Here is a 13,722-nt window from a genome sequence, read left to right as displayed (position 1 = left end):
AGCGTCTCCGTACCCGAACGGCAGCAGCCCGCATCCAAGACGCCACCGGCCACCCGAGCCCGCCCTGCCGTACCCGCCCTGACCTGCGGATGCAACGGCCAAGACGGCAAAGACGGATCCCACAGCATCCCCTCCACCCCAAGGACCCCGCCCGCATGCCCACCACCTCGCCGGCCACCCGCCCAACCGGCTCCGGTGCCTTCGCCCGCACCACCATCACCACCGTGATGGCCGTCATCGCCGCCCTCGCCTTCACCTTCTCCTTCGGCAACGTCTGGGCCCTAGCCCTGCGCCTCGGTGTCTCGCACCCCGTCGCCCCGCTGATCGCCCCCATGGTCGACCTCTCCGTGGTCGGCCTCATGGTCGCCCGGCACCACCTCGTCACCACCGGCACCGACCCCCTCCACCTGCGCTCCGCCGACCACCTGATGCTCTTGTGCGGCCTGCTGACCCTCGTCCTCAACTGCGCCGAACCGCTCCTCGCCGAGCACTACGGGCGAGCCGCTCTCGACACCGTCGCTCCCGCCCTCCTCCTCGGGTGGGGAACCGTCGGCCCCACCCTCCTCCGCCACCTCCACCACCCAACCCCTGCCATCACGGACTCGGCGGACCAGAGCCCCTCGGCCCAGACGCCCACCACCGACCTCCCGCCAACCGAACTCGGGACCGAGCCCGAAGCAGGGCCCCAGCAGGCTCAGCCGCCCACCAGCAGCGAGGCCCCACCACCCGAACATGACACCGAGCCGCAGCCGGAGCTCGTGCAAGCCAGCGATGACAACCTGGCTGAGCCGTCGGCCGCCGCCGCCGACACCCCGAGCGCGGACCACGAGCCCGCCACGCCGCGTAAGCGCACCGGACGTCCGCCGAGCGCGAGCATGGACGAGCTTCTGGCGGTCGCGCGTCCGGCCGTCGCCGAGGACGGCGTCAGCGTGGCCGTCGTCAAGGAGGCCCTCCGCGAGGCTGGCCTCCCGATCAGCAGCGAGCGCTTCACGAAGCTGATGAAGCTCCTGCGCGCCGAGCAGGACGGTCCTCAGCACGAACGGGCTCTCGCGCATCCGGCCGTCGACTGACCGCCCAACCAGTCCGCCAAGCCGCCTGCTCGCCGATCCGTCCGGACCGGGCAGGCGGCTCCGCTTCGCCGGACGGTCCGGTCGCGGATTTCCGACGCGCTGTCAACCGACATCCGCGAACACAGGTCCGCCGCCTTCTACACCGCGATCCCGGCATAGCCAAACCGCCTGCCGCCCGGATCATCGCCCGCACACCACGCGAGCAGGCCACGACCTGTCCCGCCCACCGTCCGCTCTGATGGGAGCCAAGCCGTGACCCAGGACCAGCAGACCCCCGACCGAACCGACGAAGGCTCCGACGAGCTTCCGAAGTCCCATACACTGAAGGCCCTTTGGCGGCTGGCGTTCGGTAATCGAGCACCTGGCGGAGCCAGTAGTCCCCCGAGTCCGACTCGCGGCCGGACTCGGGGATCCTCCGCCCCAGGGGTGGCGGAGGAGGCCCAGCGCGAGGGCGCGCCGGGCCAGGAGGTCAGGGCCGAGGGCGGCCCCGACCCGGACAAGCTTCAAGCCCTCCAGCACGACGTCCTCGCCGCCGTCCGCGCCAGCGACGCCGACGACAGCACCAGCAGCAACGACAGCGCCGAAGTCCGTGAACCTGTCCTGCAGAGCGTCCAGCCGGCGCTGCGCCGCTTCACCGGCACCAAACGCACCGAGCGTGTCGGCCCACTGCGCTTCACGCCAGAGGAACTGGAGCGCCTGCACACCGCAGCAGCGGCCCACGGCTACTGGGGCACGTCCGGGATCGCCGCGGACGTGACCCTGGCGTTCATCGACGGCCAGTTCTTCGTCGACCTGCCGCTCGCGGAAGAACGCCGCCAGACCCACGTCTTCCGTGCCCGCGTCCTGCGCCACCTCAACAAGATCGGCCACAACGTCAACCAGATCGCCCGCGCCTTCAACGGCGCCTACCAGCCCCACCCCGACTTCCGCGAACAGCTCGACGAACTGCGCGCCCTGCTGACGCAGATCGCCGAAGCCCTGCGCCCGTCCGCCAACGTCGAGGAGGCCTGACCACCTGTGATCGCAGCGATCAAGGACCCCGGCTCCAAAACCCGCGGACTGCTCGCCTACCTGTACGGGCCCGGACGCCAAGACGAGCACCTCGACCCGCACATCGTGGCCGGCTTCGCCATGCTCGCCGTTCCCGACCCCGGCCGCGACCAGCACGCCACCCTCACCCAGCTCGCCCGCTACCTCGACGAGCCCGTACGCCTGCGCAACAGCGAACTCGGCCAGAAGATCACCGACCACGTCTGGCACTGCCCCGTGCGCGCCGCACCCGAGGACCGCTACCTCTCCGACGCCGAGTGGGGCGAGATCGCCGAGCGCATCGTCCGCGCCGCCGGCATCGCCCCCGAAGGCGACGACCTCGCCTGCCGCTGGATCGCCGTGCGCCACGCGGACGACCACATCCACATCCTCGCCACCACCGTCCGCGAGGACGGCCGCCGCCCCAAGCTCCACAAGAGCGGCGAGCGCGCCGGAGCCGAGTGCCGCGAGATCGAAAGGAACTACGGCCTGCGCCAGCTCGGCACCGGCGACGGCACCGCCGCCAAGCGGCCGACCCAGGGCGAGATGCACAAAGCCAAACGCCTCGGCTGGCAGCAGCCCGCCCGCGAATGGCTCGACGAGCGCATCCGCGCCGCCATCCCCCACGCCGCCGACATCGAGGAACTGTTCGCCTACCTCCAGGCCGAAGGCATCGAGGTCAAGCTCCGCAGCCTGCCCTCCGGCGACCTGGCGGGCTACTCGGCCGCCCGCCCCGGCGATCTGAAGAAGGACGGACAGCCGAACTACATCCCCGGCAGCAAGATCGCCCCCGACCTGTCCTTTCCCCAGCTGAAGGCGCAACTCGAAGACGGCCAGCCCGAGGAGCACCCCACCGCCCGCCGCAACCGGCCCGGCACCCCCTGGACACGCGCCACCGACGCCCTCGACACCCTCCACGCCAACCTCGCCGACAGCCACCAGAGCGGCAGCGGCGACGATGACGGCGCGCTCGCGCAGGCCCAAATCACCGCCCTGGGCGAACTGATCGAGGCCACCTCCCAGACCGCGCCCGCCGAACTGCGCGCCGAACTACGAGCCGCCACCAAGACGTTCGCCCGCGCCCAGCGCTCCCAGATCCACGCCGACCACCGCGCCGCAGTCGGCCTGCGCCATGCCGCCCGCGACATCATCCACGCCGCAGACGGCAAGGACGGCAGCGCCCTCGCAGTCCTGCTCGCCACCCTCGTCTGGACCGCGATCCTCGCCGGACGCTGGCACCAGAACCGAGGCCACCACCAGCAGGCCGAAGCAGCCCACCAGGCCGTCCAGCACCTGCAGACCGCCTACGACCACGCCGCAGCACCGCAGCTCGCCGCCCTCACCCACCGCCAACCCAAGGAACAAGTCCGCAACACCCTCGCGAACGACGTCCGCTCCGCCGTCCCCGAGCACGCGACACGGATCCTCGCCGACCCCAACTGGCCCGCCCTCGCCACCGTCCTCGCCGACGCCGAAGCCGGCGGCCACAAGCCCTACGGTCTTCTCGCCGACGCCGCCGCCCAGCGTGAACTGACCACCGCCCGCCTACCCGCCAAGGTCCTCATCAGCCGCATCCAGCACACCAGCCGCAACCCTGCACCCAACCGCACCGCCGAAGCCGCCCGCCGCCGATCCCCCGCCGCCACGGCCATCCCCGCCCAGCAGCACACCCCTCCCGTCACGCCACTACCCGCCGCCCCGGCGGACATCCGACAGCAGCACCGCCGGTAGAACTCGCAACACCAGCAGGGCCGTTCACCACCAGGTGAGCGGCCCTCGCGGCGGGCGGCGGGCGAGTGATGTCGGTTCGGTGTCGTCTTCCGCGATCGGGAACTTCCCCGACCGCCGGCGTCTTGTGTGTGTTCCAACGATCACCCGACCAGGAGGGCGCCCATGACCGACTACGACCCCGCCGACCGCCCCGAGCCGCTCCCCGGCCAGCCCGTCATCCGAGCCGTCCCCCACCCCGACGAGCTCAACCCGCGCGGCATCACCATCACCTGCGACCGCTGCGGAGCCCGCCGCGGCTGGCTCCTCCTGAACGTCCGCGCCCACGTCTTCGTCCGCTGCCGCTGCGCGCACGAGTGGAACGAACCCGACCTCACCCGCGCCGACTGCGACCAGCACTACACCGAGCCCGACCGCGAGTGGGACGACTTCAACACCGCCATGACCAGCCTCGGCTACGACGGACTGCTCGCCGGCGCCACCTGGAACTAAGCCCAACTGCCGGCGGGGCCACCACCTCACGGTGGCGGCCCCGCCGCTGCTCGCGCAGCCTACGGCCGTCGCAGCAACCTGCGCTGGCCCCGATGACGTCCAACACGGCGACCGTCGACCACACCGACCTCGCCCGGCTCCACCGACGACGTGGGACGTGCCGGTGCATCGCTGAGGAGGATCGACTGCCAGACCCGCTCGTGAAGCTCCTCGATGCAGGGCCCGCACGAGAACATGGCCGCCTGGGCGCCCGCGACGCTCGCCGGACCGATCCACAGCACGCGGGTCCACCGCTGTCCGCAGTAGAGCCAGCAGAAGCCATCGACCCACCGGCTGCCGTCGTCGGTGGCCGCCGGGGCGGGCAGCCCACCCCGGGCGAAGTCGGCGACCCCAGGAATGACCCAGTGCGGCGCTTCCAAGTCCATAGCCACAGACTCTCCCCCGGTCAGCTTCCACCATCGGGCAAGTCGACGAGGGGAACCTGCGCGGCGCCCGAGGCTGCCCCGCTCCCACCTTCCTTCGCGGCCTCCCCCATCTCGCTGATCGGCGACCACTCGTACTCCAGGATCGAGTAGGTGATCGAGTCCCGCCATGCGCCTCGGACGAAGACGTGGTCGCGGATCCGGCCGTCCTCGGTCATACCGGCCCGCAGGAGGGTCCGCGCCGAGGCCTCGTTCAGGGGCGAACGGGCGGCCCAGATGCGATGGAGCCCAAGGGAGTTAAAGCCCAACGCGCACAGCAGGTGGACGGTCTCGATGCCGAGCCCCTGCCCCCACTTCGCCGGGTGCAGGGCGAAGCCGATGGTGGCCGCTTGCTGCGGCTCGGTGGCGAGGCGGGCGTAGCCGATCAACTCCGGCTGGCCGAGCAGGGTGACGGCGAGGCAGTACTCGGTGCGCGGGCTGTCCTGGGCCGAGGTGATGGAGCGGTCGACGATCAGCTGGACCTGGTCGGGCGTTCTCGGTTCGAAGCTGAGGTGCCGGGTGGCCTCGGGGTCGCCGTAGATGGTCAGGAGGGCGTTGGTGTCCTCCGGTTCGACTTCGCGCAGTGCCAGGCGGGGGCCGCCCAGGTGGACTGGGGTCATGGCTGCGGAGCCTACCTGCGTGGTCATCGGATGAGGACCGAGGTCGGCGTGGCGGTGAAGGCTTCGATCTCCTCGCGCAGGCCGGCGGTCGCGCCGCCGCCTCGTCGGCTGTCGGCGTGCAGCGCGCCGTGGACGCGCTGGACGCTGCCGATGATGCCGAAGTTGCGCTGCGCGATGGGGAGGTCGAGGACCGGGCGGACGGCCTCGGCGGCGCCGTCGACCTCTCCGCGGGCGATCCGGGCGAGCGCGAGGTCGCTCTGGGCGCCGGCCTCGTCACCGAAGGCCCACTCGTCCTCGGATGCGGTGCGGTAGGCGTTGACAGCGGCCTCCGACTGCGTCTCACCGAGTACGGGGTCCTCGCCCAGGTGCACGGTGGCCTCGGCGACGTAGTAGAGCTGGCGGACTGCTGGGAAGGTCATGATGCCGCCGAAGCCGTCGAGGTCGTCGAGTTGGACCACCTCCCGGGCGTCCTCGGCTCGCTGGATGGCGGCGCGGGTGGCCTCGCCGTTGCCGAGCAGGGCGTTGGCGCGTGCTGAGAGGCAGGCCAGCCACACGCTGGTGGTTCCCCGGACATCGCGGGCCCCGGCCTGTCCGAGGGCGGCGTACTCGGCGGCTTCGGAGGGGCGGCCGGCCCAGTAGGAGATGAGTGACTGCAGGGAGCGGACCCAGGCGCGCATCGCGTGGTGGTCGGCGTTGTCGGCGCACACGAAGGCGGTGCGGGCCTGCATCATCGCGGCGCTCGGGTTGCCCAGGTCGTGGCTGGCTTTGGCGAGCATGCCCGAGGTGATCCCGGCGAGTAGGTACAACTCGCGGGCCTGCAAGGGCTTCACCCTGCCGTGCTCCAGCAACTGGAAGGTGAGGTCCTGCACCTCGACCAGGTCGCCGAGCAGCGTTGGCAGCGCCAGCTTGGGATACGCGACGGTCAGCCGCCGCACTTCGTCATGGATCTGCCCCAGGGTCTCCGGGCCGACACTGCTGCCTTCCGCCATCGCGGTGAAACGAAGCGCACGACGAGCCGCCATCGCGACCTGCCTTTCTAATTCCGTGGTGCCCGCGTCGAAGCGGGGCTCGCTGCTGAACGGACCACCGGCAGGCAGAACCTGTGCCTGCTCAGGTGGGAGGAGGACAGAGACCGGCCGTGGCGGTTGGATGACGAGCGAGGACCCGATCGCAGGGCCAGCAAGCGAAGTGGCCGGCGCCGGTGCGAGGAGAAGATCGACAGCGACGCCGAACATGGCCTCCAGGACCCGGCACTGATCCGGATACGGTCGAGTCTTCACCGCACCGCCGTACCAGCGCTCGAACTGCCGCTTGGAGACCGACAGACCACCCAACGAGGGGTCCTTCTCATCCAACGCGAGCCGACTCGCAGCCTCTTCGAACCGAAGCAGGAATGTCTTGTAGACCTGCCAGTGCCGCTGCAGCGTCAAGACCCTAAAAGCGTGGGAGATTCAGCCACATCAGGTCCTCTCCGGTCCCCGTTCGTCTGTTCTGACGATAGCCCCGGCCGGTCGACAGGAAACCCCCTTGGCGGTCGCGCTGCCGAGATGACGGCAGCCATGACGGCGGTCCTGACGCACCATGACGCAGGCCCCCGGACCGGCCCGGAATGACGGCGGCCCCGCGACGGCAACCGCGTCGTATCGACGCCTCCCGACCCGGCGCCATGCTGAACGACACTTCGCTTTCCGTGAATCCCCGACAGCGAAGCGTGAGATCAGCTCGGGTCAGCACCATCCGAGCGAACCCATCCAGCACCACGTGCTTACCGGCCGCCCTTCGGAGGGCCGGCAACGGGAGGGAACTGATGGACAGCACCTTGACCGGGCAGATCGCCCAGCTGGACACCCTGGACTTCACGCAGCTCGAACGCGTGCGCCAGGAGGCCCTGACCACCCAGGCTCCATGGAAGGCCGAATACGGCGCCTACCAGTCCGGCGGCTGGTGGACGACCTCGCTGATGAACGCCTCCGGCGACGCCGGCGACGTGACGATCGGCGACTGCGCCGCCCAGCCGACCCAACTGCTGGAGCAGATGCCGGCCACAGCCGCGCTGCTGGCGGAACTGGGCCTGAACTACATGTGGGTGCGCCTGGCCCGCTTGGAGGCCAACGCCTTCCTCTGGGAGCACCGCGACTACGACGAACTCGAACAGGTCGAGCGGCACCGCCTGCACATCCCCCTGCACACCAACACCTCCGCGTTCCTGGTCACCGGCGGCACGAAGGTGCACATGGCCGGGGGCCGGATCTGGCGGCTCACGCCGACCTACGCCCACGGGGTCTGCAACCTGCTCGGCCCCGACCGCATCCACCTCATCGCCGACGTCTACGCCGACGACGCCTACCACCGGCTCGCGCGGCGCCCGGCCCTGCACCCCACGGCCGCCGAATCGCTGCCCACCGCGGACCCGGCGGTCCTCGCCGAACGGCTGGAGACCGCAAGGGGAATGGCCGCCCTGGGCTACACCGAGGCGGCCGAGCGGATGCTGCTGCGGCTCTTCTACGCCTACGCCCTGCCCGAGGGCACCGTCTACGACCTGATCGCCGAACTGCACACCTCGCTCGGCGACATGGAGGCCGCGACGCGCTGGACGACGGCCAAGAAGCACCTCCTCGCCCTCACGGACTGATCCCGCCCTGCTCGTACCTCTCGAAGGGAGAACGCGCATGCCCACCCTGGTTCCGGCCCTGCACCTGGCCGAACTCACCCAGGCCAACCGCCCGGCCCAGCTTCCCCTCCTGACGAAGCTCGCCGACATCCTCGCCGCCTCCCCGGCGGTGACCCACCTGATGGTCCGCGGCTCGCTGGCCCACGGCACCGCCGACCGCCTCTCGGATGTCGACTTCGTTGCCGGGATTGACGACGCCCAGCTGCCCGCCTTCGTGAGCGCGTTGGACGACCTGATGTCCATCGAGGCCGGCGCGCTGCTGCCCGGCTGGCGCGACACGATCGTCGCCGACCTCGGCGGGGTCGGGACGGTCTTCCTCATCCCGTACGAGGGCCGGCTGCACCAGATCGACCTCTACCTCGCGCCCTCCTCGCGCATCCCGCACCTGCGGGCGACGGTCGCCACCGCCTCACTCCTCGACCGCCAGCCGGCTCCCAGCGGACTGGAAGCTGTCGCGGTGGCCGAACACTTCACCGCCGAGTTCCTCGCCCGGCCGCGTACCTCCACCGAGCTGCTGATCGAGCACCTGGTGCTGGCCGTGCTGCTGCACAAGCGCATCAAGCGCGGCCAGCGGTTCGTCGCGTACGCCGAGTGGCACCGGCTGCACACCGCCACGAAGGACCTCATCAAGACCGCCCTCGCCCCCAACTCCCGGTACTGGGGCTGGTACCAGCTGCGCGAGGAGATCGCCGTCACGCCGATCGGCCGGGCCTGCCTGGGCGACCTGGACGCGGCGATCAACGGGCCGGCGATCCCGCTGGCCGGGGACGTCGACGCCGCGATCGAGCGTGTCCTCGACCTGGTGGACCGGGCCTGCCCGGAGGCACTCGACAGGCTGCGCGAGGCCGTCGCCGCCTACCGCACCTACCTGGAACTGGTGTGAACGCACTCCACCTCTCGGGCCCGGCCGCCAGCCGGGCCCGAGAGGGCCGCACCGCCGTCTTCTTCGGCGGCGTCGTCCCCGCCTCCGCCGAGGAAGAGGCGCTCGCCGAGGACATCGGCCGGACCCTGGCCCAGGCGGGGTACTCGCTCCTCCATGGCGGCTACAACGGACTTATGGAGGCCGCCGCGCGCGGAGCCGGCGGCCAGGGCGCTACCGTCACCGCGGTCACCCTGCTCGGCAAGCACGACGAGTGGGGAGCGTTCAACCGGCACGCCACCATCTCGGTGCACCTGCCCGACCTCGGTGCCCGCCTCAACTACTACCTGGAGCACGCCGATCTGATCGTCGCGATGGGCGGAGGCGTCGGAACCCTGCACGAACTGACCGCCGCCCTCTACTACGCGACCACCATCCGGCCCGTGCCGGTCTTCGTCACCGGGCCCACGGCCCTTCGGCTGCTCGCCTTTCTGCGCGAGGAGAAGTGGCTCTTCGAGACCCCGACCCGATCCCTCGGCTTCTTGAGTGCCATCGAGTCACCGGACGCATTCCGCACCCGACTCGCCACCATCGACACAGCCCCGATCGGAGGAGCATGACCACCAGCTCCGCGCCCGCCGGCCTCGCGGCCAGGCTCGCCGAAACCGCCTGCGTCACCGCCCCGTTCAAGCTCGCCACCGGCTCTCAACTCGACTCCTACTTCGACGAGTACCGCCTCGCGAGCGACCCCGCACTGCTGCGCGACACCGCCACGGCAATGGCAGCCCTCGTCCCCGACAGCGCCGAGGTCCTGGCCGGCGTCGAGCTGGGCGGCGTCCCCCTCGTCGTCGCCCTGTCCGCCGCCACCGGCCTGCCCGCCGTCTTCCTACGGCGGCAGCCCAAGCGCTACGGCTCACGACGCCAGATCGAGGGCGCCACCGTCGACGGCCGACGTGCCGTGCTCGTCGACGACGTTGTCCGCTCGGGTGGCCAACTGCTCACCATGGCACGCACCTTGCGGATGGTCGGCGCGCCGGTCACCGACGCCCTGTGCGTCCTGGAGCGCCCCCTCGGCGGCCGGATGATGCTGGCCGACCACCGCGTCACCCTGCACGCCCTGCTCACCGAGGCAGACCTACCGGCTCCACGGGCGGGTGAGTGCACGTGAAGCGAGCCGTGCTCTTCGACCTCGACGGCGTTCTCGTCGACAGCCGCAGTGCCCAACTCGCAACCCTGGCAGGCTTCGCGACCTCCGCGCTCGGCCGCCGAGTCACCGTTGCCGACCTTCCCGCCCACGCGGCGAGCACCCCGCGTCAGCGGGTGATGGCCGACTTGGGACTGCAAGGCGAGATCAACGAGGACCGCTGGGACGCCGCCACGGCCACCGCCACCCTCAGCTGCCAGGTCTTCCAGTACGTCCGCGAGACGCTCACCGCACTGCGGGCCTTCGGCGTGGCAACCGGCGTCATCACCCTGAGGAGCCGACGCCGACTTCCCTGGCTCCTGCCGCCCGACATCCTCGCCCTGGTCGACACCGTCGTCTGCTACGAGGACGCAACACCCAAGCCCGCCCCCGACGGCCTGCTCCTCGCCCTCGACCAGCTCGGCGTCGCTCCCAGCGAAGCCGTCTTCGTCGGCGACCTGGAGACCGACGTGCACGCCGCCCGCGCAGCCGGAGTCATCGCCGTCGGCGCGGGCTGGGGCTTCGCCGGCCCCGAGGCGCTCGCCCAGGCCGGCGCCGACGTCGTCCTTCCCCACTCGCTGGACATCACCGCCGCACTGCTCCTTCTGGTCGGCATCGGGCAGCGATCAGAAGAAGCCAAGCGATCTTGACACCGGACCCGCTACTCTTGGTGGTGCGGCCACAGCACACCGTTCTGTCAGTGCTGGCCGCACCACCTGTGAGCAACGGATCTGGAGTCATGGTCTACACCGTGGGGGCGCGAGCTATCTGCGTCGAGCTGGAGAACTGAGAACCTCTCAGTCCCTGTTCTCGGCCCGGCTCGGCGTGTGATCACCCCCCACCTCTCCACGACTCTTCCGTGAGGGCCATACCGCCATGCGCTCGACGCAGATCCGCTCCACCTTCCTGGACTACTTCACCAACCGCGGTCACCGCCAAGTCCCGTCCAGTCCACTCATCCCCTCCGACCCGACCCTGCTGCTGGCCAACGCCGGCATGAACCAGTTCAAGCCCTACTTCCTGGGCGAGGTCACCCCAGAGCACCCGCGCGCCACCAGCCTCCAGAAGTGCGCCCGCACCTCCGACATCGACAACGTCGGCCGCACCAACCGGCACGCCACCTTCTTCGAGATGCTCGGCAACTTCTCCTTCGGCGACTACTTCAAGGCCGACGCCATCGCCTACGCCTGGGAACTCCTCACCCAGGGCTACAACTTGGAGAAGGACCAGCTCTGGGTCACCGTCTACGAGGACGACGACGAAGCCGAACAGCTCTGGCGCAAGATCGGCGTCCCCGCCTCGCGCATCCAACGCCTGGGCATGGACGACAACTTCTGGTCCATGGGCGTCCCCGGCCCCTGCGGACCCTCCTCCGAACTCCACTACGACCGTGGCCCCGCCTTCGGCCCCGAAGGCGGCCCCGCCGTCGACGGCGAGCGCTACATGGAGATCTGGAACCTCGTCTTCATGCAGTCCCAGCGCGGCGAAGGCGACAAGAAGGGCAACTTCCCGATCCTCGGCGACCTCGCCCAGCAGAGCATCGACACCGGCCTCGGCCTCGACCGCCTCGCCGCGATCCTCCAGGGCGTCGAGAACGTCTGCACCACCGACCTGCTCCTGCCCACCCTGAAGGCCGTCCAGGAACTCGCCGGCCGCGAATACCCCGGCACCGGCGAGGAGAAGGTCTCCTTCCAGGTCGTCACCGAGCACGCCCGCTCCGTCGCCTTCCTCATCGCCGACGGCGTCCTGCCCGCCAAGGACGGACGCGGCTACATCCTGCGACGCCTCATGCGCCGCGCGATCCGGCATGCCCGCCTGCTCGGCATCACCGGCCCCGCCCTCCCGGAAGCCACCGCCAGCGTCATCGCCAACCTCAGCGACGTCTGGCCTGAACTCGCCGGCCACTCCTCGCTGATCGAGCAGGTCGTCACCTCGGAGGAGGAGTCCTTCGCCCGAACCCTCACCCAGGGCACCCGACTGCTGGACGCCGCCATCACGCACACCCGCGGTACCGGATCGCCCTCGCTCGCCGGCGACACCGCGTTCGAACTGCACGACACCTACGGCTTCCCCGTGGAACTCACCATCGAGGCCGCCCGCGACGCCGGCCTGACCGTCGACGAGGACCGCTTCGCCGCCCTACTCACCGAACAGCAGCGACGAGCCAAGGCAGGCGGCAAGGCCAAGACCACCGAAGCCCTCCGACGCCAGGACGCTTACCGCGAACTCTCCGCCCAGCACGGCCGCACCGACTTCGTCGGCTACGACCGGCTCAACGCCGAAGCCACCATCCTCGGCCTCATCGGCAACGGCACCGTCGTGCCCGCCGCCGAACAGGGCGACACCGTCGAACTCGTCCTGAACCGCAGCCCGTTCTACGCCGAGTCCGGCGGCCAGGTCGGCGACACCGGTACCATCCGCACCACCGACGGCGCTGTCCTGGAAGTCCTGGACACCAAGCTCGGCCTGGAGGGTTTCCACGTCCACACCGTCCGCGTCGTCGAAGGCGAGGTCCGCACCAGCGAGTTGACCGAAGCCGCCGTCGACGGCCGCCGCCGCGACGCGGTCGCCCGCTCCCACTCCGCCACCCACGTCCTGCACGCCATGCTCCGCCGCACCCTCGGCGACCACGCCCACCAGCACGGCTCCCTCGTCGACGCCAGCCGCCTGCGTTTCGACTTCACCCACTTCTCCGCCGTCGACCCCACCCAACTGGCCGCCATCGAGACCCTGGTCAACGACCACCTCCTCGACGACCCCGAAGTCCGCATCTGGACCGCCTCCCGCGCCGACGCGGAGGCCGCAGGCGCCACGGCCCTGTTCGGCGAGAAGTACGGCGACCACGTCCGCATCGTCGACATCGGCGACTTCTCCCGCGAACTCTGCGGCGGCACCCACGTCGGCCACGGCTCCAACGCCGGCCCCGTCCGCATCCTCGGCGAAGCCTCGATCGGCTCCAACCTCCGCCGCATCGAAGCCCTCACCGGCCGCGACGCCCTGGACTACTACGACACCGAACGCCGCCTCCTCGAAGAACTCTCCACCCTGCTCGGCACCCGGCCGGCTGACGCCCCGGGCGCCCTCCGCAAGCGCCTCGACGCCCTGGCCACCGCCCAGCAGCAACTCGGTCACCTCCGCGAGGCTGAGCTGCGAAGCCGTGCCCAGCAGCTCGCGGCATCCGCCCGCCTGGTCACCGGCGGCCGGATCGTCGCCGAGAAGATGACCGACCTCGGCCCGGCCGAACTCCGCACACTGGCCACCAACACCGCCGACCTCCTCAATGGCGACCACGCAGTCGTTGTCCTAGGCACCGAGCACGACGGCAAGGCCCTGCTCGCCGCCGCGATCACCCACAGCCTCCACGCCGCCAACACCCAGGCCAGCCAGATCCTCGCCTCTGCGGCCCGCGCCGTCGGTGGCGGAGCCGGTGGCAAGGGAGCCGTCGCCAACGCCGGCGGGCGCCGTATCGAGGCCCTCGACGAAGCCCTCACCATTGCCGCTCAGGTAGCCGCACAGCTCCTCGACCGATAGCTCCGTCACGGCGTCGGACGCCGGTCTGCGGGTGTGTCCCCGACTTGGGGATACGCCCGCCAACCGCTCACCGCAAGG

13 protein-coding genes are annotated in these 13,722 nt (G+C 70.7%); 10 read left to right on the top strand and 3 right to left on the bottom strand.

Translation table 11 applies throughout. The annotated features are described in order from the left end of the window. Positions 1-155 precede the first annotated feature (155 nt). The 4 genes from GXW83_RS01190 to GXW83_RS01175 all read left to right on the top strand — a co-directional run bounded on the left by GXW83_RS01190 (position 156) and on the right by GXW83_RS01175 (position 4,319). Complete coding sequence (locus GXW83_RS01190) at positions 156-1,070, top strand: DUF2637 domain-containing protein (RefSeq protein ID WP_182441016.1); 915 nt, start codon at positions 156-158, stop codon at positions 1,068-1,070. 426 nt (positions 1,071-1,496) lie between these two features. Further along, a complete protein-coding gene (locus GXW83_RS01185; protein ID WP_182441015.1) occupies positions 1,497-2,081 on the top strand; it encodes a MobC family plasmid mobilization relaxosome protein in 585 nt (194 codons plus the stop codon). Positions 2,082-2,087: 6 nt separating this feature from the next. Next, entirely contained in the window at positions 2,088-3,830 is a 1,743-nt protein-coding gene (locus GXW83_RS01180; protein WP_182441014.1) for a mobilization protein, read from the top strand. A 162-nt stretch (positions 3,831-3,992) separates the two neighbouring features. Then, the gene (locus GXW83_RS01175) at positions 3,993-4,319 is read left to right on the top strand and encodes a hypothetical protein (protein WP_182441013.1); all 327 of its coding nucleotides are present in this window, start codon (positions 3,993-3,995) and stop codon (positions 4,317-4,319) included. Positions 4,320-4,378: 59 nt separating this feature from the next. On the opposite strand, the gene GXW83_RS01170 is transcribed toward GXW83_RS01175, so the two are convergent. The 3 genes from GXW83_RS01170 to GXW83_RS01160 are packed head-to-tail and all read right to left on the bottom strand — an operon-like array spanning position 4,379 to position 6,830. Next, positions 4,379-4,744 (bottom strand): hypothetical protein, encoded by a 366-nt coding sequence (locus tag GXW83_RS01170; protein WP_182441012.1) that lies wholly within the window; start codon positions 4,742-4,744, stop codon positions 4,379-4,381. Between the two features lie 20 nt (positions 4,745-4,764). Continuing rightward, positions 4,765-5,400, bottom strand: a complete 636-nt coding sequence (locus GXW83_RS01165; protein WP_182441011.1) for a GNAT family N-acetyltransferase — start codon at positions 5,398-5,400, stop codon at positions 4,765-4,767. Between the two features lie 23 nt (positions 5,401-5,423). Beyond that, positions 5,424-6,830, bottom strand: a complete 1,407-nt coding sequence (locus GXW83_RS01160) for a hypothetical protein (RefSeq protein ID WP_225446676.1) — start codon at positions 6,828-6,830, stop codon at positions 5,424-5,426. Positions 6,831-7,207: 377 nt separating this feature from the next. Here GXW83_RS01160 and GXW83_RS01155 point away from each other — a divergent pair, with 377 nt between their 5' ends. The 6 genes from GXW83_RS01155 to alaS all read left to right on the top strand — a co-directional run bounded on the left by GXW83_RS01155 (position 7,208) and on the right by alaS (position 13,644). Further along, positions 7,208-8,032 carry an aspartyl/asparaginyl beta-hydroxylase domain-containing protein gene (locus tag GXW83_RS01155; RefSeq protein WP_182441010.1) on the top strand — a complete coding sequence of 275 codons (825 nt, stop codon included), beginning with the start codon at positions 7,208-7,210 and terminating at the stop codon, positions 8,030-8,032. A gap of 37 nt (positions 8,033-8,069) precedes the next feature. Continuing rightward, entirely contained in the window at positions 8,070-8,954 is an 885-nt protein-coding gene (locus tag GXW83_RS01150) for a hypothetical protein (protein WP_182441009.1), read from the top strand. Further along, positions 8,951-9,550 carry an LOG family protein gene (locus tag GXW83_RS01145; RefSeq protein ID WP_182441008.1) on the top strand — a complete coding sequence of 200 codons (600 nt, stop codon included), beginning with the start codon at positions 8,951-8,953 and terminating at the stop codon, positions 9,548-9,550. Before GXW83_RS01150 ends, GXW83_RS01145 begins: the two co-directional genes overlap by 4 nt. Further along, complete coding sequence (locus tag GXW83_RS01140; protein WP_182441007.1) at positions 9,547-10,098, top strand: orotate phosphoribosyltransferase; 552 nt, start codon at positions 9,547-9,549, stop codon at positions 10,096-10,098. The genes GXW83_RS01145 and GXW83_RS01140 overlap by 4 nt, the downstream gene beginning before the upstream one ends. Further along, on the top strand, positions 10,095-10,763 hold the full coding sequence (locus GXW83_RS01135; RefSeq protein WP_225446675.1) for an HAD family hydrolase: 669 nt from the start codon (positions 10,095-10,097) through the stop codon (positions 10,761-10,763). Before GXW83_RS01140 ends, GXW83_RS01135 begins: the two co-directional genes overlap by 4 nt. Positions 10,764-10,989: 226 nt before the next feature. Beyond that, on the top strand, positions 10,990-13,644 hold the full coding sequence (gene alaS / locus GXW83_RS01130; protein ID WP_182441006.1) for an alanine--tRNA ligase: 2,655 nt from the start codon (positions 10,990-10,992) through the stop codon (positions 13,642-13,644). Positions 13,645-13,722: the final 78 nt, after the last annotated feature.

It is taken from the genome of Streptacidiphilus sp. PB12-B1b, assembly GCF_014084125.1.
In the GTDB taxonomy this organism is placed as follows: Bacteria; Actinomycetota; Actinomycetes; order Streptomycetales; family Streptomycetaceae; genus Streptacidiphilus.
The sequence above is the reverse complement of the archived record's forward strand: the minus strand, read 5'-3'. Positions and strand labels throughout refer to the sequence as shown.